Here is a 25,637-nt window from a genome sequence, read left to right as displayed (position 1 = left end):
GACGAAACGGTACGTCGCGGCAACATTGTGTCACATTAACCGGCCGAAAGCGTTGCGGGCGCGGGATTTGAGGGCGAAGCTTCTTGGCCGAGAGGCGCGCGCTCGAGATTTTCCTCGGTGCCCGAATCGCCCGAATCGTCCGCCGCATCCTCGGGCGGCACCTCCGCGACGGGCGGCTCGAGCGCGGCCGCACGGCGCTCGGCCACTTCCTTGAAGTGCTTGCGCACGGCCGCCGCATCGGGGATCCCCGCGGCGAACGCCCCCGGGTACCGGGCGTCGATCGACGAAGGAGGCCCCTTCATGAGTTTCACCACCTGCGGGTACGAGTCGACGACGTCCTGCAGGCGCTCTTCGACGGGGCGGCGCGGATCGTCGCGACCGAGCTCGACGCGCGTCGGCGGCATCCAGTCGTTTTGCATGACGATCGACCAGCTTTCGCGGTCCGAATACTGGATGTCCGAAATCTGCGCGGGAATCGTCCCGACAATCTCGCGAAAGCGCTGATAGTTCCGCGCGATTCGTTCGATCTGAGCGGCCGACCCGTAAAAGTAGGGCAGCGTCGCACCGTCCGCCTGCTCCTCGGGGTTCGCCGAAAAGAGGACGCCCTCGGTACTCACGAGCCGTCCGTCTTCGTAGAGCGCCATCGCGCGGTACACCTCGACGTCGATGCGAAGGCCCGAAGGCCAGACGCGACGCACGGTCGCGCGCTTCACCCAGGGAACGGTTTCGGCCGCACGGCGCACCGCTTCCAAGTCCGCCGTGAAGAAGTTCCCGCTCAGCACGGGTTCGATCGCCGAGCGCATCCGATCGACGGGCACCTTTTGCGCGTCGCCCGCGAGCTCGAGCTCCGTCAGTCGGAATGCGTCGAGCTCCCGAACGGCATTGCCCGCCCACTCGTAGGAGAGTACGGCCACGGCCCCGAGACCGAGCACGATCGCGCCGAGCGCGAAGCGCCCCACCCAACGCCATCGGGCGGCGCGACGCTCGTTCGTCGTCTCCGTACTTTCGTCGCCGGGTTGCTCTTCGATCCCGTCGTCGACGGGGATCTGAGAAAGGGCCTTCGATTCTGCGGCGTTCGTCTCGTCCTGCGGCACGGTTCTCTCTGCGGGCGGGTTGTGCGAATGGGCGGGTTGCGGTTCGATCACGATTTATGCGTCGGTGCGGGCAAGCCCGAGCACCGTAAGGCAAAGCTCGGTGTAGTCCATCCCGACGGCACGGGCGGCCATCGGCACGAGCGAGTGCGGCGTCATGCCGGGGGACGTGTTGATTTCAAGGAGCGCAAACGACCCGTCGGGGCGCTGCATCACGTCGACGCGCGACCAGCCGCGGCAGCCGAGCGCGGCAAAGGCCGCTTCGACCGTGCGCATGAGTTCGGCGGCGCGCTCTTCGGGGAGGTTGGCCGGACACTCGTAGCGCACCACGTCCGTGTAGTACTTGTTCTGGAAGTCGTAACTCCCTTCGGGAGCGACGATTTCGATGACGGGAAGGGCCTTGCCGTCGAGCACCGCCACCGTGAATTCGCGACCGAGAATGTACTCTTCGACGAGCACGTCTTCGTCGCCCGCGGCGGCAAGCGCCGCGCGGAGCGCCTCGACCGTGAGGTCTTCCTTGTGAATCTTCGTCACGCCGATCGAGGAGCCGTCCTTCGCGGGCTTCACGACGAGACCCGTCGCACCGAGTTCGGCCATCGCGCGTTCAAGCGCCGCCTCGTCGGCGTCGGGGTGCAGGAGCACGCCGCGCGGCACGGGGATCCCCGCCGCGCGCCAGATGGTCTTCGTGCGTTCCTTGTCGATTGCGGTCGCCGAGGCCGCGACGCCCGGGCCCGTATAGGGGATGCCGAGGTAGTTGAGGACGCCCTGGATCGTGCCGTCTTCCCCGAGCTTGCCGTGAAGCGCGATGAACGCGCGATCGAAGTGCCCGGCCTCCAGTTCGGCGAGGCTGCTCGTCTTCGGATCGAACACCGTGACGTCGACGCCGCGGGACTTGAGCGCCTTTTCAACGCCCGCGCCCGACATGAGGGAGACTTCGCGCTCGGAGGAAACGCCCCCCATCAGGAGGACGACGCGCCCGAGCTGATTCGTTTCGTTCGACATGACAAATTTTCTCCGTTGATTGGTAGTGTTCGGTCTCAGGCGCGCCCCGCCATGGCGGGCGCCACGCGCCCGATGGAGCCCGCGCCCATCGTCACGACGACGTCGCCTGGGCGAGCCGCGGCGCGGATCGCATCGGCCACGCCCTCGACGGGAACGACCGCGGGCTTCGCGCAACCCGCCGCTTCAAGAGCCGCCGCAAGGTGCGCGCTGTCCGCACCTTCGATCGGGGCTTCGCCCGCGGGATAGACATCGGCAAGGACAACGCCGTCGACGGTTTTGAGCACCTCGACGAAATCGTTGAAGCAGTCGCGCGTGCGCGTGTAGCGGTGCGGCTGGAAAGCAACGACCAGGCGGCGGCCCGGCCAGGCGCCGCGCAACGCCGCGATCGTCGCCGCCATTTCATGCGGATGGTGACCGTAGTCGTCGATGAGCGTGAAGGTGCCCGTTTCGCCGTCGGCCCCCGTGCAGGGGATTTCGCCGTACTGCGCGAAGCGACGGCCCACACCCGTGAATTCCGCGAGCCCCTTGGCGATTGCTTCGTTCGAAACGCCCGCAAGGGTCGCGACGGCCACGGCCGCGAGGGCGTTCCGAACGTTGTGAAGGCCCGGCAGATTCAGAACGACGGGCAAGGGCGCGTGGTCGGGGCGCAGCACCGTGAAATGCATCCGGGTCCCGACCGCCTTCACGTCGATCGCGCGCACGAGGGCGTCCGCCGAGAGGCCGTAGCCGATCACGGGCTTGGTCACGCGGTCGCGGATCGAGCGCACGTTCTCGTCGTCCATGCAGAGGACTGCGACCCCGTAGAAGGGGAGGCGTTCGAGGAAGTCGACGAAGGCCGTCTTGAGGTTCTCGAAGTCGTGCCCGTAGGTGTCCATGTGGTCTTCGTCGATGTTCGTCACGACGGAGATGACGGGCGTCAAATTGAGGAACGAAGCGTCCGACTCGTCCGCTTCCGCGACGAGGAATTCGCCCGCGCCGAGGCGCGCGTTCGCACCCGCGCTGTTGAGCTTCCCGCCGATCACGAAGGTGGGGTCGAGCCCGCCCTGCGCGAGAAGGGACGCCGTAAGCGACGTCGTCGTCGTCTTCCCGTGGGCGCCCGCAATGGCGATCCCGCGGCGCAGACGCATGAGTTCGGCGAGCATCACGGCGCGCGGCACGACGGGAATGCCGAGTTCGCGCGCCGCGACCACTTCGGGGTTGTCCGCCTTCACGGCCGAGGAAATGACGATGGCGTCCGCCCCTCGGATGTGCTTCTTGTCGTGGCCCTGATAGATGCGGGCGCCGAGACTCTGCAGGCGTTCGGTGACGGCCGAGCGCGCGATGTCCGAGCCGCTCACGACGTAGCCGAGATTGAGCATCACTTCGGCGATGCCGCTCATGCCCGCGCCGCCGATACCGACGAAATGCAGATGATTGACCAAAAACTTCACGGTTGCTCCTTGTTGGATGACGTGCCCGGAGAATTTCTTTCGTCGCTCCGGATCCCGATGTAATGCTGTTCGTCGCGCAAGCCCCTCGGGCTTGCTTCGGTCCCTTCGACCTTTTCCCCCTCGATCTTTTCGGTGTCTAACCGATGTCTTAGCGCGCGGCCTCTTCGATCAGGTCCGCAACGCGCTCCGCGGCGTCGGGGCGCGCGATCGCGCGGGCGGCCCGGGCGAGTTCGAGAATCTTCTCCCGCGTCATGCCTTCGAGAAGCTCCGTCACGCGTTCGACCGTAAAATCGGCCTGCTCGACGCAAATCGCCGCGCCGCGCTCCGCCATGAAGCGGGCGTTGCCGCGCTGGTGTGCGGTCGTCTTCGCGACGAACGGCACGAGCACCGCCGCCGCGCCCGCGGCGCAGAGTTCGGAAACGCTCGTCGCGCCCGCACGGCACAGGACGAGGTCCGACTCGGCGTACGAGACCGCCATGTCGGTGATGAAGGGCACCACGTCGGCTTCGACGCCGAGCTCGCGGTACTTGGCGCGCACCGCTTCGTCGCGGTTCTTGCCGGTCTGGTGGAGAATCTTCGGACGATGCTCGGCGGGAATGCGTGCGAGCGCTTCGGGGAGCACGTCGTTCAAAACCTGCGCGCCGAGGCTCCCGCCGAAGACGAAGAGCTTCAAGGGGCCCGTGCGGCCCGCAAGACGCGTTTCGGGATCGGGGAGCGCCACGATGTCGGCGCGAACGGGGTTCCCCGTCGTATGGCCCTTTTTGCCCGCAAAGGAACGGGCCCCGCCCGAAAAGCCGCACGCAAGCGACGTGCAGACGGGCATGAGAGTGTTGGTCGACATCAGGAGGTCCGCATCGCAATTCATAAGTACGAGCGGACGCCCGAGGCTCTTTGCGGCCCAGCCGACGGGAACGGCCACGTAGCCGCCCGTTGAAAAGACGACGTCGGGCTTTTCGCGCCCGAGCGCCGAGCGGGCGGCGCCGAGCGCGCCGAGAAGCTTCATGCCCCCTTTGAGGGCGCCCAGGAGGCCCTTCCCTCGCACGCCTTGAAAATTGAGCCCCGCAAAGGAGATGTCATGACGCGCGACGAGTTCGGCTTCCATCCCGGTCGTCGTACCGATCCAGGAGACGCTCCAACCGCGCTCGCGCATCACCTTTGCGACGGCAAGGCCCGGCATGACATGGCCGCCCGTACCGGCAGCGGCAATCACCAAATGTTTCTGCTTCGTGTTCGTCACACCTGACCTCCGCGCATCAAAATCTTGTTTTCCTTGTCCACCCGCAAGAGGAGCGCCACGGCGACGAGCCCCGACAAGAGGGCCGACCCTCCGAAGCTCACGAAGGGCAGCGTCAGCCCCTTCGTCGGGAAGGCGCCCGAGGCGACCCCGATGTTGATGATCACCTGCACGCCGAACCAGAGACCGACGCCCTGAGCGAGAAGCCCTTGGAAGGCGCGTTCGAGCTTGATCGACTGTCGTCCGATTTCGAACGCCCGCCGGATGAGCCAGTAAAAAAGGAAAAGAACGAGGATAACACCAACAAAGCCCGTCTCTTCGGCGATCACCGCCATGATGAAGTCCGTATGGGCCTCGGGAAGGTAATTGAGTTTTTCCACCGAGCCGCCGAGCCCGACCCCGAAGAGTTCCCCGCGCCCGAAGGCGATGAGCGAGTGCGAGAGCTGATAGGCCTGCCCGAGCACGTACTCTTCCGACCACGGGTCGAGGTACGCAAGAAAGCGCCCGAGTCGCCAGGGCGTTGCGTAGATCATCCACCCGACGAACGTGCACACGATCACGAGCACCGCGAGGAAGATGTTGATCGAGAGTCCTCCGAGAAAGAGGATCCCCATGATCTCCGCGGCGATCACGACGGTCGCACCCAGGTCGGGCTGCTGAATGAGGAGGAAGGAAAGAAGCATCATCACCGCGGCCATCGGGAAAAAGCCCGACAGAAACGAGTGCATGTAGTCCTGTTTCTTCACCGTAAAGGCGGCCGTGAAGATGAGCGCGGCCACCTTCACCATTTCGGACACCTGCAGGTTCATGAAGCCGAGCGTGATCCAGCGGCGGGCGCCATTCACGGACTTGCCGAACCCCGGAATGAAGACCGCGACGAGTACGAGCACGGCCAGAACGCCGATCGGCACCGACCAGCGAAACCAGAAGCTCATCGGAATCCGATAGACGACGAGCGCACACACCGTCGCAAAGGCGATGCTTGAGAGGTGTCGCACGAGGTAGGTCGTGCTCTCGACGCTGAAGCGGGGGCTCTCGGCAAATGCGGTCGTCGCGGAAAAGACCATGACGGCGCCGATCGCAAGGAGCGCCACCACGCAGACGAGGACGTCCCAGTTGGGCCCGACGGGCGTGTTGTCGTAGAGCGACCAGTCGTTCGTCGCACGCGACTTCAGAGGATGAATCGAGGCCAGGGTCTTTTTCACGACGCGCTTCCCCCGGCGGAGTCGGCTTCTTCACGAGCACGAATGCGCTCGGCCGCTTCAATGAAACGGCGGCTTCGTTCGGCGTAGTCGCGGAACATGTCCCACGACGCGCAAGCGGGCGAGAGGAGCAGCACGTCGCCCGGACGGCGGCGGGCCCACAGCACCTCGACCGCCTCTTCGAGCGTCGCCGAGCGTACGTGCGGGACGTCGACCAACACCTTTCCGATCGCCTCGGCGTCGCGCCCGATCAGCGCGGCGCAGGCCGCAGCACCCGAGAGCGCTTTGCCGAGCGGCGCGAAGTCCTGCCCCTTCCCGTCCCCGCCGAGGACGATGAGAACACGCCGCCCCTGGGCGGCAAAGCCCGAGACGGCCGCGATCACGGCGCCCACGTTCGTGCCCTTGGAGTCGTCGATGAAGTCGACCCCGTCGACGGTCATCACGTGTTCGACGCGGTGCGGCTCGCCCGAGTAGGTTTCGAGAACGCGCAAAGGGCCCGCAAGCGACGCGCCGACCGCCTCAACGAGCGCCAGCGCCGCCAAGGCGTTCATCGCGTTGTGGCGCCCCTGAATTTTGAGGGCCCCTTCGGGAAGGAGCGCTTCGGCCGCGGGGGTTTCTTCCCCCGCGAGACGTCGGGCCGCGGCGCTCGCAGGCGTCGTCGCAGGCAGACTCGGAACGTACGCAAGCCACACGAGGCCGTCGACGTGCATCAGGCCCGATTCGCCGGGACGGCCGGGCGAGCCCTGCCCGAAGGTGCGAACGCGCTTCGGGTCGATCCCGTCGGCGGACGCGACTGAGAGCTTGTCGTCGCGATTCAAAACACGCACCGTATCTTCGGAAAAGATGCGGCGCTTCGCCTCGGCATAGGCCGCCATCGAGCCGTGCCAGTCGAGGTGGTCTTCGGTCACGTTGAGAAGCGCCGCCGCGTCGCACTTGAGGTTCGAGGTGGTCGCGAGTTGGAAGCTCGACAGTTCGAGCACCCACGCGTCGGGCAGTTCCCCCGCGTCCTCGGCCTTCAGAAGTTCGAGGACGGCGTTCGGGCCGATGTTGCCCGCGGCTCGGGCGGAGAGTCCCGCCGCTTCGAGCATCTTCGTCGTGAGTACGGTCGTCGTCGTTTTGCCGTTCGTCCCCGTGATCCCCACCACCTTCGGGGCGTAGCCCGTTTCGGCCTTGAGGCGCGCGAGTTCGCGCGCGAAGCATTCGATCTCGCCGATCACCTCGATCCCGCAGGCGCGCGCCCGCGCAACGAGGGGCGCGGCCGCCCCGTAGTCGGGCGAGAGCCCCGGGGACATGACGACGAGCTCCGCCCCGTCAAGGAGACTTTCCGGGAGCCCGCCCGTACGCACGTCGACCCCGGGGAAGCGTTCCGCCGCGGTCTTCGCGCCCGCGGGCGCTTCGCGCGTGTCGGCCGCCCGCACGGACCAACCGCGGCGAACGAGGTATTCGATTGCGGCGAGTCCCGAGGCACCGAGACCGACGACGAGAGCCGTCCGGCGGGCGGACGGCGCGTTTTCCTGAGACTTCAACGGCGTTTCCATCGACATGATGCGTGTTCCTTCGAAACGAACGAACCCTGGGGTAGAGCGGGCGCGATCAGCGGATCTTGAGGGTCGAAAGACCGATCAACACCAAAATGAACGTGATGATCCAGAAGCGCGTCACCACCTGCGTTTCCTTCCAGCCCTTGAGCTCGAAGTGGTGATGAATCGGCGCCATGAGGAAGATGCGCTTGCCGTGCGAGAGTCGGAAGTAGACCGTCTGAATCATGACGGAGAGCGTTTCGACGACGAACACCCCGCCCATGACGGCGAGAACGAGTTCCTGACGAGCGATGACCGCCATCGTGCCGAGGCATCCGCCCAAAGCAAGCGCGCCCACGTCGCCCATGAAGACCTGAGCGGGATGCGCGTTGAACCAGAGGAAGGCCAAGCCCGCCCCCGCAAGCGCCGCCGCGATGACGACGAGTTCGCCCGCTCCCGGGATGTAGGGGAAGATCAGGTAGTTCGCGAAGTCGGGGCGCCCGACCACGTAGCAGAAGATCCCGAGGGCGGAACCGACGAGGACCGACGGGAGAATCGCCAGACCGTCCAGGCCGTCCGTGAGGTTCACGGCGTTCGACGAGCCCACGATCACGACGTACGTGAAGGCCATGAAGCCGATCATCCCGAATGGCAACGCGATGTCCTTGAAGAAGGGGATGAGGAGATGCAGGTTCGTGCTCACGTCGAGCGGGAAGCGCGCGTCGTACCAGGCGGAAAGCGTCTCGGCCAGCGTGCCGCCCGCCGGCACGCTCAGCGCGAAGACGAGGTAGAAGGCAGCCAGGAGCCCGATCACGGACTGCCAGGCAAACTTTTCACGCGCGCTCATGCCGCGCGGATTGTGGTGCACGACCTTGCGGTAGTCGTCGATCCAGCCGACGATCCCGTAGCCGAGCGTCACGAAGAGCACCACCCAGATGAAGCGGTTCGAGAGGTCGGCCCAGAGGAGCGTCGACACCGTGATCGCAACGAGCATGAGGGCGCCGCCCATCGTGGGCGTGCCGTCCTTGACGAGGTGGGTCTTGGGGCCGCAGTCGCGCACCGCCTGCCCGAAGTGCATGGCGCGCAGCCGTCGGATCATCCAGGGACCCGCCGCAAAGCCGATGAAAAGCGCCGTGAGCGCGGCCATGACCGCGCGCAGCGTGAGGTAGTTGAATACGCCGAACCCCGTGACGGAGCTCGACCAGTTGCGGAAAAGTTCAAGAAGCATGATGAAGGATGAGCATCGCGCCGCACGCGCGGCCGGCTCAGTTTTCGTTGGTGGGATTTCGGGGTGCGTCGTCTCGGCGCGCATGAAGTTCGAGGAGTCGGGCAACGACCCGATCGAACCCCATCGAATGACTCGCCTTCACGGTGAAAGCGGCCTTCGACGCGGGGAGTTCGGTGAGGTGCTCCAGAAGCTCCGCGACCGTCGCGAACCGGCGCGCACGCTCGCCGCAGGCTTCGGCCGCGTACTGCGAGAGTTCGCCGCACGTCCAGAGCGTGAGCCCCAGTTCCCGAGCATAAGCGCCCACTTCGGCGTGACAGGCGGGACCGTCTTTCCCGACCTCGCCCATGTCGCCCATGAGGAAGACCTTCGCGGGACTCGGATCTTCGACGAGAATCCGCATGGCGGCCTTCATGCTGTCGGGGTTGGCATTGTAGGCCTCGTCGTAGATCGTGATGTCGGAGCCGTCTTCGGTGCGAATCGCCGCACCGCGGCCGCGAAGAGCGCGAAAGTTCGTAAGCGCCTCGACGATCGCCGAATCGGGCAACCCGAGCGTGCGGGCGGCGAGAGCCGCACCCGCCGCATTGTGGCGGTTGTGTTCGCCCGCCATTCCGAAGGGAAAGACAAGGCACGCGGCGCCGCCCGGGGTGCGGTCCGAAAAACGGAGCACCGCGTCGCCCCGCTCGTCGAGCGTCATGCGGGCGTCGGCCTTGACGGCGGGGTCGGTCGCGAACGTGAGCGCACGCACGCCGCGGGCGCGCGCGATCGACGCCCAGACGTCGCACGAGGCGTCGTCCGAGGGGTAGACCGCGAAGCCCGAATCCGGGAGCGCCGCAACGGCCAGGCCGTTTTCCCACGCCGTTTCACGCACCCCGGCGAGAAACTCCTGATGTTCGCGCTGCGCGTTCGTAAGGAGCACCGTGTCGGGGCGGATCCAGTCCGCAAGGCGCGCGAGTTCTCCGGGGTGATTCATCCCGGCTTCGACGACCGCGTACTCGGTTCCGCGAGGGAAGCTCAGGAGCGTCTGCGGCACGCCGACGTGGTTGTTGAAATTCCCCGCGGTCGAGGCGGTTCGATCGCCGTGCGCGGCGCGCATGATCGCCGCAACCATCTGCGTGGTGGTGGTTTTGCCGTTGCTCCCCGCCACCGCGACGATGCGCGCGCCGAGTTCGCGCCGATACCGTGCGGCGATCGCCCCGTAGGCTTCGACCGTGTCGGCGACGACGAACTGCGCGATGTCCGCATCGACCGGACGCGCGACGAGGGCCGCGGTCGCACCGCGACGAGCGACGTCCGCGACGAAATCGTGTCCGTCGAAGCGCTCGCCCGGCAGGGCGACGAACAAGGTGCCCGGGCCTGCGCGGCGCGAATCCGAGAGGACCGCGTCGATCGCTCCCTCGGGAAGCGTTTCGGGCGCCTTGAGAAGCAGTCCTTCGACCGCCTCAAGCGCCTCTTTGATCCACAGGGCGTCGAGGCCGAGACGTTGTACGGAACTCATACCGATCTTCCTCATCCGATTAGTCGTGCGCGCGGTCGGCCTTCGCGAATTCGATCGTGCGGCGCTCGTTGAGCGCTTCGTTCACGACTTCGACGTCGCTGAAGTGGTGACGAACACCCGCCGTCTCCTGATAGTCTTCGTGCCCTTTGCCCGCAACGAGGACGACGTCCTCGGGAGCCGCTTCGAGCATCGCGCGATGAATGGCTTCGCGACGATCGATCGCGCACTCGGCCCCGGGCGCCCCCGCGAGCACGTCGCGGGCGATGGCTTCGGGGTCTTCCGAACGCGGGTTGTCGCTCGTGACGAGCACACGGTCGGCCAAACGCACGGCCGCCGCACCCATCATCGGGCGCTTGCCCGGGTCGCGGTCACCACCGCAACCGAAGACCGCCCAGAGGCGGCCGCCGCGGTGCCCGGCGATCGGGCGCAGGCTTTCGAGCGCCTTTTCCAAGGCGTCGGGCGTGTGGCTGTAGTCGACGACCGCCAGGGGCGTGCCCGCCCGCTCGATCATCTGCATGCGACCCGCAGGGGGCAGAAGACCCTCCAGGTGCGGCAGCACCGCTTCGAGGGGAATGCCCGCCGCGAGCACTGCGGCCGCGGCTTCAAGCAGGTTCGAGACGTTGAAGTCGCCCGCGATGCGCGCTTCGACGGGGTGCGTCGTACCGTCGAGCACCAGCGAAAAACGCATCCCCGAGGCGAACGGTCGCACGTCGCGCGCTTCGACGCGGTGGCGGGCCCCTTCGATCGTGCGTCCTTCGAGGCTCGTCGTCCAGAGATCGGCCCCCGAGGCGATCGCCGCCTTCGCCATGCGCACCCCTTCGGGGTCGTCGGCGTTCACTACCGCAACCTTGAGGCCCGGCCACGCGAAAAGACGTGCCTTTGCTTCGGCATACGCGTCCATCGTGCCGTGGTAGTCGAGGTGGTCGCGCGTGAGATTCGTAAAGACGGCAACGTCGACCTTCGTCCCCGAAAGGCGCCCCTGTACGAGGCCGATCGAGCTTGCCTCGACCGCGAAGGCTTCGGCCCCCGCGGCGACGAGGTCGGCGGCAACCCCCTGAAAGGACACCGCATCGGGCGTCGTGAGTCCGGGCACCTCAAAGCGCATGCCCCCCAAGCGGCAGCCGATCGTGCCGACGACGGCGCCCGGGCGTCCCGCGCGCGTCATCAATTCGGCAATCCAGTGCGTGGTCGTCGTCTTCCCGTTCGTACCCGTGACGGCAAAGCCCGTCATGCGGGCGGTCGGGTCGCCGTAAAAGGCCGCGGCGATTTCGCCCAAGCGCGCCGTGAGGTTTTCGGTCGCAAGCGACGCGATCGGGTGCCGTTCGGGCGCCGCGGGGAGGCTTCCCGAATTTTCCTCGGGACGCTCCTCCAGGAGAACGCCCGCCGCACCGCGGGCCATCGCCACGCGAATGTAGGTGCGCCCGTCGACGCGCGCCCCGGGGACGGCGACGAAAATGTCGCCGGGCTCCACCCGGCGGCTGTCGAGACGCAGGCGCGCCCCGTCGTGAGCGAGGCCCTTGAGCCACGCGAGAATTTCAGCGGTTGTTCGTTCCATATCGCTTCCTTTGTGTCGGATTCGGTCGTATCCGCGGGGGTCTTCACCGCTGCAGCTCGGAGAGGAACTTCCCCGACGCGAGCGTCGCGTCGTCGGGCGTCACCATGAGCGTGCGCAGGGTGCCTGCGGCCACCGCGTTGAATACGGGCGCCGCGGCGCGGCCGCCGAAATGGCTGCCGCGTTTGGGTTCGTCGATCATGACGGCCACGATGAAGCGGGGCTGCACCGCCGGAACGATCCCGACGAAGCTCGCCACGGTGTCGTTCGTGTAGCGGCCGTTTTTCACCTTGTTGGCGGTCCCGGTTTTGCCGGCCACCGAGTAGCCCGCCACTTTCACCTGGGACGCCGTACCACCGCGACGCACGGTGTTCATCATCATGGCGCGGATCGATCGGACGGTTTCGGGCTTATACACCTGCTCGCCCTGTACGGGACCCGCGTTCGGATCGCGCTTGAAGAGCGTCAGATCGATCACGTCGCCGTTGCGCGCAAGCGCCGTGTAGGCGCGCACGAGCTGCATGAGGGAGACCGTCACGCCGTGGCCGTAGGAAATCGTCGCCTGTTCGATCGGACGCCACGACTTCGCCGGGCGCAAGCGACCCGCGGTCGCGCCCGGGAACCCGATGTCGGGCGCGCGCCCGAAGCCGAGAGCCGAGTACATGTCCCAGAGCGTTTGCGGAGCGATTTCGAGCGCGATTTTCGCCGTGCCGATGTTGGACGACTTCGAAACGACTTCGGCTACGGTGAGCAACCCGTAGTCGTGCGTGTCGCCGATCGTGCGGTCGCCGATCGTGAGTTTCCCCGGAGCCGTCTGAATGGTGGTGAGGGGCTTCACGATCCCCATGTCGAGCGCTTTGGCGATCGCAAAGGGTTTCATGGTCGAGCCCGGCTCGAACTGGTCCGTGAGGACGCGGTTGCGCACGCGATCGAACTGCATCGTCGAGCGGTCGTTCGGGTCGTACGTGGGGGCATTGACGAGCGCGAGGATTTCCCCGGTCGTCACGTCCGCCACGACGACGGCGCCCGCCTTGGCTTCCGTCTCTTCCATGGCCTTGCCCAGCGCCTCGTAGGCGATGAACTGCACGCGCGAATCGATCGAGAGCGTGACGTCCTTGCCCGGCACCGCTTCCTTGGCCCACACGTCGTCGACGATGCGCCCGATGCGGTCGCGAATGACGCGGCGCGCGCCCTGGTAGCCCGAGAGTTGTTCGTCGCAGGCGAGTTCGATCCCTTCCTGCCCGCGGTCGTCGCGCCCCGTAAAGCCCACGAGGTGCGCCATCACCGGACCGTCCGGATACTCGCGGAGCACTTCGGGCGAAATGCCGATCCCGGGAATGCCGAGCTCGCGCACGGCTTCCGCCGTCGCGATGTCGCGCTGGCGCGAGAGGTAGACGAAGTTGCGCGAGGTGCTGTTCTCGATTCGGTACTTCACGTCGTCGTACGTCATCCCGAGCACGAACGCGAGCTTCGTCAGGTCTTCCTGCGTCGCCTTTTTGGCAAACGCGGGGTCCGCCCAGATGCTGCGCACGGGCTGGGACGATGCGAGCACCACGCCGTTGCGGTCGAGAATTTCGCCGCGCGTTCCCGCGATGGAGAGCGTGCGCGCGTAACGCGCTTCGCCCTGCCCCTGCAGAAAGTCGCTCGTCACGACCTGAAGCCAGAACGCTCGGACGGCCAGCAGAATGAAGGCCGTCACGATGATGAAGAACGTGAAGTACGTGCGCCAGCGCGGGATCGGTATGACGATCAGGGGGCTCGACGTGTGCGTGGGCTCCGCCTTGCGGGCCGCGCGGTCGCGTCGGATCCCGTCTTCGATCGCGCGCAAAAGAGCGGATGCCATGCGGCCGATGGGATTCCTCACGATTTGGCCCTCCTCTGACGCTTGGCGCGCTGCGCTTCGAGTTTCGCGCGGCGTTCGGCCTGCGCGGCCGCTTCGGCGGCGATGCGGGCCTTCGTTTCTTCGGAAAGAGCGACGGTACCGTCTTTGGCCCGAACGAGCGTCACGGTGTTGTCGCCCGTGGCGCCCTTGAGGCCGAGCTCGCGCGCGCCCGCGACGATGCTGCCGGGCAGCGACGCGCGCCGAACCTTCATCTGAAGTTCGGCCTGGTCGTCCTGAAGTTTGCGCGCCGTGTCGAGTTCGCGCTCGTGCGCGACGAACACCTGACGCGTACGGTAGTGCAGGTCGACGAGCGAGAGCGCGCTCACGAAAAGCGCGAACCCGAGCACCGCCACCCACACGAGTTCGATCGGCGAGGTGCGGTTCATCGTTACACCTCGATGTTCGTCCAGGGTTCGGCCGTGCGCGTGCCCGCACGCAAGATGGCGGAGCGCGCCCGCGGGTTCGCGGCGCACTCGGCTTCGCTCGGTCGGATGCGTTCGACGTCGACGAAAGCGGGCTTCGGAAGCTTGGAGACGGGAATCGGCAGACGCGGATCGAGGTCGCGCTCGGGATGCGCGGCGCGATCGAAGAAGCGCTTCACGATGCGGTCTTCGAGCGAATGGAAACTGATGACGGCCAGGCGCCCCGCGGGCGCGAGGAGGCGCCCCGCGGCGTTCAAAGCGGTGCGGAGTTCTTCGAGCTCGCGGTTCACCTCGATGCGAATCGCCTGGAAGGTGCGCGTCGCGGGGTGCTGGCCCATGTCCTTTTTGTTGCGCGGCACGACCGAGGCGACGAGATCCGCAAGGTCCCCCGTCGTCGCAAAGGGCTTTTCCGCGCGGCGCGCGACGATCGCGCGCGCAATGGGCCCGGCGAAGCGCTCTTCGCCGTAGAGGTCGATCACGCGTCGGATGGTTTTTTCATCGGTCGTATTGAGCCACTCCGCGGCCGTCACGCCCGTCGTCGTATCCATGCGCATGTCGAGCGGCCCCTCGAAGCGGAAGGAAAACCCGCGCGAAGCGTCGTCGATCTGCGGAGAGGAAACGCCGATGTCGAGAAAGACCCCGTCCACTTCGCCCGCGGCAACGCCCAAGCGCGCGAGCTCTTCGGCCATCGTCGAAAAAGGCGCGTGCACGATGCGGAAACGCGCATCGTCGATCTCGGCCGCGGCGCGCACGGCTTCCGGATCGCGGTCGAACGCGATCAACCGTCCTTCGGGAGCGAGCTTGGCGAGAATGCGGCGGCTGTGGCCGCCTCGGCCGAACGTGCCGTCGACGTACAGGCCGTCGGGACGGATGACGAGCGCCTCGGGCGACTCCTCGCCGAGAACGGAAAGATGAACGAAAGGCTCGGCCATGACGATAAGCTTTGCTTTGTGGGAAGTTTCGGGCGGGCAAGCTGGGAGCGTGCGAGAAACGGTGCGGCAAAGAGCCCCGAACGGGCGTCCCGCAATCCGAAGAGAGGCTTTCGGCCGGAAAACCATCGCCGAAAGCGGGCTTCGTCAGAAAACGAAGTCCGCCGCGTCCAGACCCGCCGCCAGGTCTTGAGCTTCGCGCTCAAGCAGCGCCGCGCGGTCCCAGAGTTCGAAGTGCGTCCCGACGCCCACAAGCGCCGCTTCGCGCGACAAACCCGCCAACGTTCTCAGCTCCGCCGGAATCAAAAGACGCCCCGCGGCGTCCCAATTCACTTCGACGGCACTCCCCAACACAAAGCGCACCAAAGCCCTCGCCGAGTACGGCAGGCGCCGGAGCGCCTCGCACTTTTCCTCCCAAACGGGCGTCGGATAAATCACCAGACAGCCGTCGGGGTGACGGGTGACGACCACGCCGCCGCCCGACTCGGCGCACAACGCCTCCCGATGCCGCGCGGGCACCGAAAGACGCCCTTTGGCGTCGAGCACGAGAAGCGAGGTTCCCTGATACACGTACTTTGCGTCCCGAAATCGTTGCGGTCCGATCCGCAAAAATCTGTTGCCCTCTTCGGGAAGGACGACCCGTCCGCAGATTCCTCCGCGACACGACATTTCGTACGATCCCACTTAGCCCCACATTTTCCCACAAACGGGCGAATCGGGAACGGCCCGAAGGGGGCGGGACAAGATTCGGACACACTTTTCGGACACACTTTTGCCGGGACCCGAAAATCGGGCATTCCCGGGGGCGTTTCTCGGACTGTTTCCCGGCCCTTGCGAAAACAAAGCGCATCGAACAAAGCCTGAACAATATTCGAAAAAAAACGGACGCAACGGTCAAAAAAAAGCACCCGACGTCCGCGGACGCCGGGTGCTTTCGGAGTTCGTTTGCAGCGGGACTCCCTCTGTAAGCCGGATTATGTTCGCGTCCCCGAAGGGACGCGCGGCGGTCATTCGTCTAGGACGGCGTTCGCACGCCGCCTCAAGCCATCTACCCGCAGCCGGACCGGGCCGGTCCGTCGGCTGCCTATTTGATGTTGCTCCCCGTAGAGATTGCCCGTTTCACCCGACCCGAAGTCGGCTCGTCTCTGTTGCTCTGATCCTCGCCTCGCGGCGGACAGGTGTTACCTGCTACGGCGCCCTGCGGAGTCCGGACTTTCCTCCCGCGGCATGAAGCCGCCGACGACAGCCCGAAGAACTCCCGCTGCAGGGCGTGCACTTTAGCCGTTTTTCCCGCGCCCATCAAGGGCGGGGCGCGACTTTTGCAATTTCGGTCCCTGCGTGCTCGCGCGCGTCGGGGCGGGTTATGGGAAAATGAGCGGTCCTTTTTCCCCTTTTGCGGGACGTGTATCTACGGCGTCCCTCGAACCTCACCATGACCCCCTTCAAGATTGTTCGGGCGGCCGCGGCCGTCGGTGCGGCGTTGGCGTCGCTTTCGGCCCAAGCGGGCTTTTTCTCCAATGCACTCGAGGCCGTTGCGGACACGACCCCGGCCGGCCTCGTGCGTCCCTCCTCGGAACGCCCGGGCGACTGGAAGAGCTTCTGGGCCGACTCGAAGGAAGGGGCCGACTTCATCATGAAGAACGGCAACGACCTCCTCGTCGCTCCGGTCTACACGAACCATCCCCGCTGGGCCTGGGAGCAGCGCGACGAAGAAAACGGCTGGCCCTTCGGCATGGGGCTCGCCCGCCAGGTGATCGACGAGCGCGGCAACGAACGCATGTTCTTCGTGACGGCCTTCGTCGACTCCAACTACCAGGTCGAACCGATGGTGGGTTACTCGTGGGTGGCGCGCTACCCGATCGGCAACACCGGTCTGCACTGGGGTGCGGGCTACCTCGCGGGCTTCACGATGCGCGCGGACTACATGTGGCTGCCCTGCCCGCTGCCCCTCCCCGTCGCCAAGATCGGCTCGGATACGGTGAGCTTTTACGGCACCTTCATCCCCTTTACGAACGTTTTCTTCTTCTACTCGAGCATCACGGTCGACAATGCGAAGCGCCGCGACGATCCGTTGCCCGCGACGAGCCCCTTCGCCAAGCACGCGAACCTCCTCTACGGCGGCTACGGCTGGAGCTACGCCGACAACGGCGAAGAGTATTCGCCCAACACGATCAAGAACGATGCCGTCTGGAACGTCGGTCTGCGTCGCTACTCGGGCCGCCACTGGCAGACCGACCTCAAGTACCGGAAGAACTCCTACGACTTCAAGACGGTTTCGGGTCGCACCCGCTCGATGGATCTGGAAACCTACAGCCTCACCGTCGCCTACAACCTCGACGTGACGAAGACCTTCCGACTCTTCGCGGGTGCGGGCGTGGGCTACTCGCGCCTCGAAGCGCCGAATATTTCCGACACGAGCATTCACCCGACGACGACCCTCGGCTTTACCTGGGCGTTCACGGACCGCATCTACCTGACGGGCAGCATGGATACGAACATTTCGCGCTTCGGGGACGGCCTCGACGCCGAACGCGACGTGCGTCCGACGCTGCGCCCGATGCCGACCGACTTCACGCTCGGTCTCGGCATCGCGTTCTAAGAACGCACCGCGACGCACCCCGAGCGGCGCGCTCTTCCCCGGCGGGAAGGCGCGCCGTTTTTCTTCTTCGGGAGACCTTCGACCTTCGGGCATACTCTTAACGCTCGATTCAGAGCGGGCCGCTACAATGCGGGCACTTTCCCGCGCCCGCCGTGCTCGTCGCCCGATTCGCACCGAGCCGCGTCGGACCGACCCCTATTTTTCTCATGCTTTGGGAGCACAACGATGGATCACAATCAGGAACTCTTCGACCGCGCGCAGAAGGTCATCCCCGGCGGCGTCAACTCGCCCGTGCGAGCCTTCCGTTCCGTGGGCGGCGCCCCGCGCTTCATTGAACGCGCCAAGGGCCCCTACATGTGGGACGCCGAAGGCAAGTCCTACATCGACTACGTCTGCTCCTGGGGTCCGATGATCCTCGGCCACAACAACGACGACGTCGTCGCCGCCGTCAAGGAAGCCGTCGAACGCGGCATCTCCTTCGGTGCGGCCACGGAAGCCGAAATCGTCATCGCCGAAGAAATCCGCAAGCTCGTGCCCGCCATGGAAGAAGTTCGCCTCGTGAGCTCCGGCACCGAAGCGGGCATGTCCGCCATTCGTCTCGCCCGCGGCTACACGGGTCGCGACAAGATCGTGAAGTTCGAAGGGTGCTACCACGGCCACTCCGACTCCCTCCTCGTGAAGGCGGGTTCGGGCCTTCTCACCTTCGGCAATCCCTCCTCCTCGGGCGTTCCCGCTTCCGTCACGGAACACACGCTCGTGCTCGAATACAACAACCCGCAGCAGCTCGAAGAAGCCTTCGCGCGTTACGGCGACGAAATCGCCTGCGTGATCGTCGAAGCCGTGGCGGGCAACATGAATCTCGTGCGCGCCACGCCCGAATTCATCCGCACGATGCGCGAACTCTGCACGAAGCACGGGGCGCTTCTCATCGTCGACGAAGTGATGACGGGCTTCCGCGTTGCCCTGGGCGGCGCTCAGTCGCTCTACGGCGTCACCCCCGACATCACGATGCTCGGCAAGGTGATCGGCGGCGGCATGCCCGTGGCGGCCTTCGGCGCTCGCGCCGACATCATGCAGAAGGTCGCCCCGTGCGGCCCCGTCTATCAGGCGGGCACGCTCTCGGGCAACCCCGTCGCCGTCGCCTGCGGCATGGCCACGCTCAAGCAGATCCAGCGTCCGGGCTTCTACGACGAACTCTCCGCTCAGACGAGCAAGCTCACGGCCGGCCTCACCGAAGCCGCGCGCGAAGCGGGCGTTCCCTTCTGCGCCGACAGCGTGGGCGGCATGTTCGGGATCTACTTCCTCGACGAAAAGCCCCGCGGCTTTGCCGACGTCATGAAGGCCGACCAGGCCCGCTTCGGTCGTTGGTTCCATGAAATGCTCGAACTCGGCTGCTACTTCGCTCCCTCGACCTTCGAGGCGGGCTTCGTCTCGATCACGCACACCGATGACGTGATCGCAAAGACCGTCGAGGCCGCGCGCGAAGCGTTCGCCAAGGTGGCCTAATCGCCCCGACAGGCGCGCGGCAACCGACCGGTTCGCGCGCCTTTTTCGTGCCCGTCGGCAACGTTTCGTTTCCACGCGGCAGGAGCGCGGACTCTTGCGACGCGCAAGCGTCTTGCTCTACGCTTGACGGACACGAACGAATCCCGATCTCCCTGTAAGCCTGGTAAACCCTTCCGTCATGTCCATTTCCACGAGCACCAAGCGCCTTGTTGCCGCCGCCCTTTGCTGTGCGGCGAGCTCCGCCCTTTGGGCCGCAAACGACTCGGGCTGGCTTTCGGCCATCGATCTCGGCAAAGCCCCCCAGCAACAGTCGGCCGCTCCCCAAGTGAGCGCGAAGCTCATCGCCGAAAACAAAGCCCTGACGCCTCAGGCCCTCAACCGACTGGCGGTGGTGCTCGAGCACCGCGACGGCTGGCACACCTACTGGCGGATGCCGGGCGACGCGGGCCTCCCGTCGCAGTTCCAATTCACGACGCCTTCGGGCTTCAAAGCTTCGGCGCCGCAATTCCCCCTGCCCGAACGGATCGTCACGGGTTCGCTCATGAGTTTCGGCTACGGAGCCGAAGCACTCTTTCCGTTCACGCTCGACATTCCGCGCCAGAACCGGTTCGGCAACAAGGTGACCGTTTCGGTCAAGATCGAATTCCTCGCCTGCAAGGACCTCTGCGTCCCAGGCGAAGCGACCGCCCAAATTACGCTGCCGCTTGCCGTCGCGGCGCAGCCGAGCGACGACGCGCCGCGCGTCGCTCAAGCGCTCACGCTCGTACCCGAAGTGGTGAAGAACGTCGCTTCGGCCGAAATCGAAGGCACGAACCTTCGCATCGACGTCCCCGCAACGGCGGGGGTCGTGAAGTCGAAGCTCGACTTCTATCCGCTCGAAGGCGACGCTTTCAAACTCAACGTCCTTCCGCAGTACGTCGCGGAAGAAAACGGCGCCTCGTCCCTCTACCTCACGGCAAGCGACGCCTTCGCGCAGTCGCCTCGCGAAACCCTGACGGGCATTCTCGTTGCGGACGGCGGGCCCGCCGAAGGCGGCTGGGCTGTCGAAACGACGGTGCCCCTCGAAGCCGGGACCGTGACGCCGCCCGAACGCGCGGCCGAGCCCGTCGTCGTCGAACTCCCGTCCGCAGACGCGGGGTCGATCACGACCTGGACGGCGATCGCCTTCGCGTTCCTCGGCGGCCTCATTCTGAACCTCATGCCCTGCGTCTTCCCGGTCCTCTCCCTGAAGCTTTTGCAGCTTCTGGAGGGTGCCAAGAAGGGCGAGGGTCTGCTCGGGCATGGCCTCGCCTTTACGGGCGGGGTGCTCCTGACGATGGGCGCGCTCTCGGGCGTTTTGATGGCGCTTCGCGGTGCGGGCATGGCGCTCGGCTGGGGGTTCCAGCTTCAGTCGCCCGTCGTCGTCGCACTCTTGATCCTTCTTTTCGGCGCCATCACGCTCAACCTCCTCGGGCTCTTCGAATTCACGCTCGGCTCGGGCGTTGCGGACGCGAAGGTCGTGCGCGGCGCGCCGAAGTCGGGGGCCGCAAACTCCTTCCTGACGGGGGTGCTCGCCGTCATCGTGGCGAGCCCCTGCACGGCGCCCTTCATGGGGGCGGCGCTCGGGTACGCCCTCACGCAACCCGCGATCGAAGCGGTCGGCATCTTCCTTGCGCTCGGCGCGGGGATGGCGCTCCCGTGGCTCTTGCTTTGCGTCTTCCCCTCCTGGGCGAAGCTTCTTCCGAAGCCCGGCCCCTGGATGGAAACCTTCCGACGCGTGATGGCCGTTCCGATGGCGCTTGCGCTCGTCTGGCTCGGCTGGGTTCTCTCGAAGCAGATCGACTACCGCGGCATGCTCGTTCTTGCCTGCGGTCTCGGCGCGGCCGCGGTCTTTTTCTGGCTCCTCGGGCGCGAACAGTGGGGGCGCGGTCGCAACCGTCCGCTCATGGCCGCCATGGGCGCGATCGCTCTGATTGCGGTCGGCGTCTGCGGCAACGACGCGTTTGTGAAGCAAAGCGAAACGATCGACGTCGAAGCCGGCTGGTCTGCCTGGAGCGACGAAGCCGTCCGCGCGGGTTTGGCCTCGGGTCGCCCCGTCTTCGTCGACTTCACCGCCGCCTGGTGCGTGACCTGTCAGGCGAACAAAGCGGCGGCGCTCCACCGCGACGAGGTCGCCCGCAAGATGGACGAACTCAACGTCGTGAAGCTCACCGCCGACTGGACGAACCGCAACGAAGAGATTTCGCGCGTGCTCGGCGAATTCGGCCGCAGCGGCGTGCCGCTCTATCTCCTCTACAGCCCCTCGGGGAAGGTGACGGTTCTGCCCGAACTGCTCACGCCCTCGATCGTGATCGACGCGCTCGAAGAGAACGCCCGCTGATCGATTCCCACCCGATGGGATCGAAGGGATGAAAGGGCGACCGCCGTGAAGGCGGTCGCCCTTTTTGCTGTGCGTTTTGGCTGTGCGTCTTCCGGACTGCCCCGGGCAGCCGCTTTCACAGCCCTCATACCCCTACGCGAAAATAATCGAAACCCCCGCCAAACGCGATGTTTGCGGGGGTTTCGGCAATTTCTGCCGTCAAACGCGCGAAGGGCTCGCAGAGCCCTTCGGCAGCGCTCAGGGCTTTGCAACCGCCTTATCGCTCGACTTCGCGTTCGACTTCGAGCTCGAACGGGCTTCGGGCGCGTCGCCCGGGCGCTTGTACGCCCAGTCGATCACGTTGTCGAGGAACGCGATCCCGCCCGGCATGTTCGCTTTCCCGTGCACGCTCGCGTAGAGCGCGTAGCGCGTCCCGTCTTTGGCGTGGATGTAGCCCCCGATACTGCGCACGTCGGCGAGGAACCCCGTCTTGATGCGCCCTTCGGCCACGGCGACGTTGCGCTTTCGCATCGTGCCGTCCTTGCCCGTCACGGGCATCGAAGCCGCGTATTCGGGCATGTAGGGGCCGTGCCAGCCGACGGCGAGGAGTTCGGCCATCGCGCGCCCCGTGACGCGCGTCTCGCGCGAGAGGCCCGAGCCGTTGTCGATGTGAATCGTCTTGGGGTCGATCCCGCGCGACGCGAGCCAGTCGGCGAGCGCCCCGCGGGCGTCCTCGTAAGTGATGCCGCGCTCGAAGCGGGGCTTTTCGACCTTGGCGCCCGACGCGGCGGCTTTCTTCGCACGAGCGGTCGCCTCGTCCTTCACGCGCTTTTCGCCGAGCGAGAGGAAGATGTGGCGTGCCATGACGTTGTTCGACCACTTGTTCGTGAGCACGGCCACTTCCGCGAGGCTCGGCGACATGCGCACGAAACTGCGATCGGCCTTCTCGGGGATCCGCCCCGCCTTGACGTGCCCCGTCCACGTGCGGCCGTCCTTCACCCAGAGCGCGCAGAAGACGCGCTCGAAGTATTCGTCCGCTTCGAACGCGATCACGTTGAAGGTTTTCGCGCCGCACGAGCGGGCGAGCCCCCCGTCGAGGAAAACGCGCTTCGTGCCGTCGGCGTTTTTGCGCACGCGGAAACCCAACTTCGTCTTCCAGTCGCCGCAGGCGCCCGACGTGAGCTTCACGGTCGACGGAATCGTCACGCCCGCGAGCGGCGGCATGACGACGACCCGCGCCACGCCCTTTTCCCGATCGGGAACGAGGTCGAGACTGAGGTTGCGGTAGTTGAGGAGCGCCGCATCGGGCGGCAGGTTGTAGGGGCGCGAGCGGCGTCCGTCGAAAGCGCCCGGATCGAGGCGGGGAATGTTGAAGTACGAGCGGTCGACGACGATGTCGCCCTTGAAGTGCTTCACGCCCATCTGCGCGAGTCGGTCGACTTGCAGCATGAAGTCTTCGATCACGAGCGTCGGATCGCCCCCGCCGCGCACGTAGAGGTTCCCGTTCAGAACCCCCGACGCGTCGGGTCGGGCGTCGGTGTAAAAGCCCGTGTACCAGTGGTGCGTGGCGCCGAGCACTTCAAAGCCCGCAAGCGTCGTCACGAGTTTGGCGGTCGAAGCGGGCGCGACGGACCGGTCCGCGTTGTGCGCGAACGCAAGGGGCGTCTTCTTCAAACGCCCCTTGGCATCGAGCCCCGTGTCGTCGAGCTTCACGAGCGCCACGACCACGTCGTCGGGATTCACCTTCCAGCGGCGGGCCGCCTTCGCGAGCTGCTCGGGCAGGGCCGAGCGCGCGGCGCTTCGCGCTTCGCTCGGCTGCGCTTTCGCGGCGTCGGCTCGGACCGCGCCCGAAAAACCGAGCACCGCGGCACAGACACCGACGCAAAGCCCTTTCACAATCCCCGACGTCACCCGACGCGGGCTCGTCGCGCAATCCCGGAAACGATCGATCACGCCGTTCACCTCATCCGTTGTCTCTGTAAAAAAACGTGACGGCCCGCCTTGAATTTTTCGGGACCGTCCCCATATAGGTCACAAATGGTAAGGGAAATGCGCCCGTGTGCAGTGCGCCCCTACCCCTCTTTGTTACAAAGTAGCCCTCCGAACGCCTGCGGCGTATGGAATTCGGGCTTTTTTGGAGAATTCTCAAATGCAGATCCGTCCCTTGCACGACCGCGTCATCATCAAGCGCCTCGAAGCGGAAACGACCACGTCGTTCGGCATCGTCATTCCCGACTCCGCCGGCGAAAAGCCCGACCAGGGCGAAGTGATCGCCGTCGGTCCCGGCAAGCGCGACGAAGCCGGCCGCGTCATCGCCCTCGACGTCAAGGTGGGCGATCGCGTCCTCTTCGGCAAGTACTCCGGCCAGACCGTCAAGGTCGACGGTCAGGAACTTCTCGTCATGCGCGAAGAAGACATCATGGGCGTGCTCGAATAAGTCGAGACCGCTCCACACAGCTCCGGAATTCAACATCAAGATTTAAGGAAAGAAAATGGCTGCCAAGCAGGTTCTTTTTGGTGACGACGCCCGCTCGAAGATGGTTCGCGGTATCAACGTTCTCGCTGATGCCGTCAAGGTGACGCTCGGCCCGAAGGGTCGCAACGTGGTGCTCGAACGCGCCTTCGGCGGTCCGACGGTGACGAAGGACGGCGTGTCCGTCGCCAAGGAAATCGAACTCAAGGACAAGTTCGAAAACATGGGCGCCTCCATGGTGCGCGAAGTCGCCTCGAAGACGAGCGACAACGCCGGTGACGGTACGACCACCGCCACGGTGCTCGCCCAGGCCATCGTCGACGAAGGCATGAAGTTCGTCGCCGCCGGCATGAACCCGATGGACCTCAAGCGCGGCATCGACAAGGCCGTCGCCGCCGCCATCGAAGAACTCAAGGGTCTCTCCAAGCCCACCACCACGAACAAGGAAATCGCCCAGGTCGGCGCCATTTCGGCCAACTCCGACGCCGAAATCGGTGAAATCATCTCCGAAGCGATGGACAAGGTCGGCAAGGAAGGCGTCATCACGGTCGAAGACGGCAAGAGCCTCAAGAACGAACTCGAAGTCGTCGAAGGCATGCAGTTCGACCGTGGCTACCTCTCGCCCTACTTCATCAACCAGCCCGAAAAGCAGGCTGCCGTCTACGAAAATCCGTTCGTTCTTCTGCACGACAAGAAGATCAGCAACATCCGCGAACTCCTGCCGATCCTCGAACAGGTCGCCAAGGCCGGTCGTCCGCTCGTCATCATCGCCGAAGACATCGACGGCGAAGCGCTCGCCACGCTCGTCGTGAACTCGATCCGCGGCATCCTCAAGGTCGTCGCCGTCAAGGCTCCGGGCTTCGGCGATCGCCGTACGGCCATGCTCGAAGACATCGCCATCCTCACGGGCGGCACGGTCATCACGAGCACCGTCGGCCTCTCGCTCGACAAGGCCACGCTCGAACAGCTCGGCTCCGCGAAGAAGATCGAAATCACGAAGGAAAACACGACGATCATCGACGGCGCCGGCAATGCCGAAGCCATCGAAAACCGCGTGAAGAACATCCGCACCCAGATCGAAGCCGCCACGAGCGACTACGACCGCGAAAAGCTCCAGGAACGCGTTGCCAAGCTCGCCGGCGGCGTGGCCCTGATCAAGGTCGGTGCCGCGACGGAAGTCGAAATGAAGGAAAAGAAGGCCCGTGTCGAAGACGCGCTGCACGCCACCCGTGCCGCCGTTGAAGAAGGCATCGTCCCGGGCGGCGGCGTCGCGCTCATCCGCGCCAAGCTCGCCATCAAGGACCTCAAGGGCGACAACGACGAACAGAACGCCGGCATCCGCATCGTTCTGCGCGCCATGGAAGAACCCCTGCGCCAGATCGTCGCCAACGCCGGCGACGAACCGAGCGTCGTCGTGAACAACGTCGCTCAGGGCCAGGGCAACTACGGCTACAACGCTCAGACGGGCGTCTACGGCGACATGGTTGAAATGGGCGTCCTCGACCCGACGAAGGTCACCCGTACGGCCCTTCAGAACGCCGCCTCCGTCGCGTCGCTCATCCTGACGACCGACTGCATGGTTGCCGACTTCCCGGTGGAAGACAAGCCCATGCCCGCCGGCATGGGCGGTATGGGCGGCATGGACGGCATGATGTAATTTCAGCCGTTCGAGCTTGATCGAGACTCCCGGCATTCATGCCGGGATCCCGAGCCCGATACCGAGAAAGGGGCGCT

General features: G+C 65.7%; 19 protein-coding genes and 1 other RNA gene. 5 read left to right on the top strand and 15 right to left on the bottom strand.

Annotated elements, in window-relative coordinates:
• Nucleotides 1–35: 35 nt before the first annotated feature.
• The 14 genes from S6FBBBH3_RS02130 to rnpB all read right to left on the bottom strand — a co-directional run bounded on the left by S6FBBBH3_RS02130 (nt 36) and on the right by rnpB (nt 16,246).
• Entirely contained in the window at nt 36–1,145 is a 1,110-nt protein-coding gene (locus S6FBBBH3_RS02130; RefSeq protein WP_120176209.1) for a cell division protein FtsQ/DivIB, read from the bottom strand.
• Between the two features lie 3 nt (nt 1,146–1,148).
• Nucleotides 1,149–2,093 (bottom strand): D-alanine--D-alanine ligase, encoded by a 945-nt coding sequence (locus S6FBBBH3_RS02125; protein ID WP_120176208.1) that lies wholly within the window; start codon nt 2,091–2,093, stop codon nt 1,149–1,151.
• A 35-nt stretch (nt 2,094–2,128) separates the two neighbouring features.
• Nucleotides 2,129–3,523: a UDP-N-acetylmuramate--L-alanine ligase gene (gene murC, locus S6FBBBH3_RS02120; protein WP_120176207.1), complete on the bottom strand. Its 1,395-nt coding sequence runs from the start codon at nt 3,521–3,523 to the stop codon at nt 2,129–2,131.
• A gap of 148 nt (nt 3,524–3,671) precedes the next feature.
• A complete protein-coding gene (gene murG / locus S6FBBBH3_RS02115) occupies nt 3,672–4,760 on the bottom strand; it encodes an undecaprenyldiphospho-muramoylpentapeptide beta-N-acetylglucosaminyltransferase (RefSeq protein WP_120176206.1) in 1,089 nt (362 codons plus the stop codon).
• Complete coding sequence (ftsW, locus tag S6FBBBH3_RS02110) at nt 4,757–5,962, bottom strand: putative lipid II flippase FtsW (protein ID WP_232008814.1); 1,206 nt, start codon at nt 5,960–5,962, stop codon at nt 4,757–4,759. The genes murG and ftsW overlap by 4 nt, the downstream gene beginning before the upstream one ends.
• Nucleotides 5,959–7,503, bottom strand: coding sequence for a UDP-N-acetylmuramoyl-L-alanine--D-glutamate ligase (murD, locus tag S6FBBBH3_RS02105; protein ID WP_120176205.1), 1,545 nt, complete (start codon nt 7,501–7,503; stop codon nt 5,959–5,961). Before murD ends, ftsW begins: the two co-directional genes overlap by 4 nt.
• A gap of 49 nt (nt 7,504–7,552) precedes the next feature.
• Nucleotides 7,553–8,707 (bottom strand): phospho-N-acetylmuramoyl-pentapeptide-transferase, encoded by a 1,155-nt coding sequence (gene mraY, locus S6FBBBH3_RS02100; protein ID WP_120176204.1) that lies wholly within the window; start codon nt 8,705–8,707, stop codon nt 7,553–7,555.
• A 37-nt stretch (nt 8,708–8,744) separates the two neighbouring features.
• Entirely contained in the window at nt 8,745–10,202 is a 1,458-nt protein-coding gene (locus S6FBBBH3_RS02095; protein ID WP_170143795.1) for a UDP-N-acetylmuramoyl-tripeptide--D-alanyl-D-alanine ligase, read from the bottom strand.
• A gap of 19 nt (nt 10,203–10,221) precedes the next feature.
• A complete protein-coding gene (locus S6FBBBH3_RS02090; protein ID WP_120176202.1) occupies nt 10,222–11,757 on the bottom strand; it encodes a UDP-N-acetylmuramoyl-L-alanyl-D-glutamate--2,6-diaminopimelate ligase in 1,536 nt (511 codons plus the stop codon).
• 43 nt (nt 11,758–11,800) lie between these two features.
• Entirely contained in the window at nt 11,801–13,597 is a 1,797-nt protein-coding gene (locus S6FBBBH3_RS02085) for a peptidoglycan D,D-transpeptidase FtsI family protein (protein WP_179950562.1), read from the bottom strand.
• A 17-nt stretch (nt 13,598–13,614) separates the two neighbouring features.
• Nucleotides 13,615–14,022 carry a hypothetical protein gene (locus tag S6FBBBH3_RS02080; RefSeq protein ID WP_120176200.1) on the bottom strand — a complete coding sequence of 136 codons (408 nt, stop codon included), beginning with the start codon at nt 14,020–14,022 and terminating at the stop codon, nt 13,615–13,617.
• Between the two features lie 2 nt (nt 14,023–14,024).
• Nucleotides 14,025–14,990, bottom strand: coding sequence for a 16S rRNA (cytosine(1402)-N(4))-methyltransferase RsmH (gene rsmH / locus S6FBBBH3_RS02075; protein ID WP_120176199.1), 966 nt, complete (start codon nt 14,988–14,990; stop codon nt 14,025–14,027).
• Between the two features lie 144 nt (nt 14,991–15,134).
• Nucleotides 15,135–15,557 carry a division/cell wall cluster transcriptional repressor MraZ gene (mraZ, locus tag S6FBBBH3_RS02070; protein ID WP_120176198.1) on the bottom strand — a complete coding sequence of 141 codons (423 nt, stop codon included), beginning with the start codon at nt 15,555–15,557 and terminating at the stop codon, nt 15,135–15,137.
• A 379-nt stretch (nt 15,558–15,936) separates the two neighbouring features.
• Nucleotides 15,937–16,246, bottom strand: an RNA gene (gene rnpB, locus S6FBBBH3_RS02065) — RNase P RNA component class A.
• 173 nt (nt 16,247–16,419) lie between these two features.
• Here rnpB and S6FBBBH3_RS02060 point away from each other — a divergent pair.
• The 3 genes from S6FBBBH3_RS02060 (at nt 16,420) to S6FBBBH3_RS02050 (ending at nt 21,451) form a co-directional block, all read left to right on the top strand.
• Nucleotides 16,420–17,586, top strand: a complete 1,167-nt coding sequence (locus tag S6FBBBH3_RS02060) for an outer membrane beta-barrel protein (RefSeq protein ID WP_120176197.1) — start codon at nt 16,420–16,422, stop codon at nt 17,584–17,586.
• A 225-nt stretch (nt 17,587–17,811) separates the two neighbouring features.
• Entirely contained in the window at nt 17,812–19,092 is a 1,281-nt protein-coding gene (gene hemL / locus S6FBBBH3_RS02055) for a glutamate-1-semialdehyde 2,1-aminomutase (RefSeq protein WP_120176196.1), read from the top strand.
• A gap of 178 nt (nt 19,093–19,270) precedes the next feature.
• The gene (locus S6FBBBH3_RS02050; protein WP_120176195.1) at nt 19,271–21,451 is read left to right on the top strand and encodes a protein-disulfide reductase DsbD family protein; all 2,181 of its coding nucleotides are present in this window, start codon (nt 19,271–19,273) and stop codon (nt 21,449–21,451) included.
• 237 nt (nt 21,452–21,688) lie between these two features.
• Here S6FBBBH3_RS02050 and dacB read toward each other — a convergent pair whose 3' ends face one another.
• Nucleotides 21,689–23,383, bottom strand: coding sequence for a D-alanyl-D-alanine carboxypeptidase/D-alanyl-D-alanine endopeptidase (gene dacB / locus S6FBBBH3_RS02045; RefSeq protein ID WP_232008813.1), 1,695 nt, complete (start codon nt 23,381–23,383; stop codon nt 21,689–21,691).
• 196 nt (nt 23,384–23,579) lie between these two features.
• On the opposite strand from dacB, the gene S6FBBBH3_RS02040 reads away from it, so the two are divergent.
• Both S6FBBBH3_RS02040 and groL read left to right on the top strand, forming a co-directional pair.
• Complete coding sequence (locus S6FBBBH3_RS02040; RefSeq protein WP_120176194.1) at nt 23,580–23,867, top strand: co-chaperone GroES; 288 nt, start codon at nt 23,580–23,582, stop codon at nt 23,865–23,867.
• Nucleotides 23,868–23,922: 55 nt separating this feature from the next.
• Entirely contained in the window at nt 23,923–25,560 is a 1,638-nt protein-coding gene (gene groL, locus S6FBBBH3_RS02035) for a chaperonin GroEL (protein WP_120176193.1), read from the top strand.
• Nucleotides 25,561–25,637 lie beyond the last annotated feature (77 nt).

Origin of the sequence: Sutterella megalosphaeroides, from assembly GCF_003609995.1 — a bacterium.
Classification (GTDB): domain Bacteria; phylum Pseudomonadota; class Gammaproteobacteria; order Burkholderiales; family Burkholderiaceae_F; genus Sutterella; species Sutterella megalosphaeroides.
The sequence above is the reverse complement of the archived record's forward strand: the minus strand, read 5'-3'. Positions and strand labels throughout refer to the sequence as shown.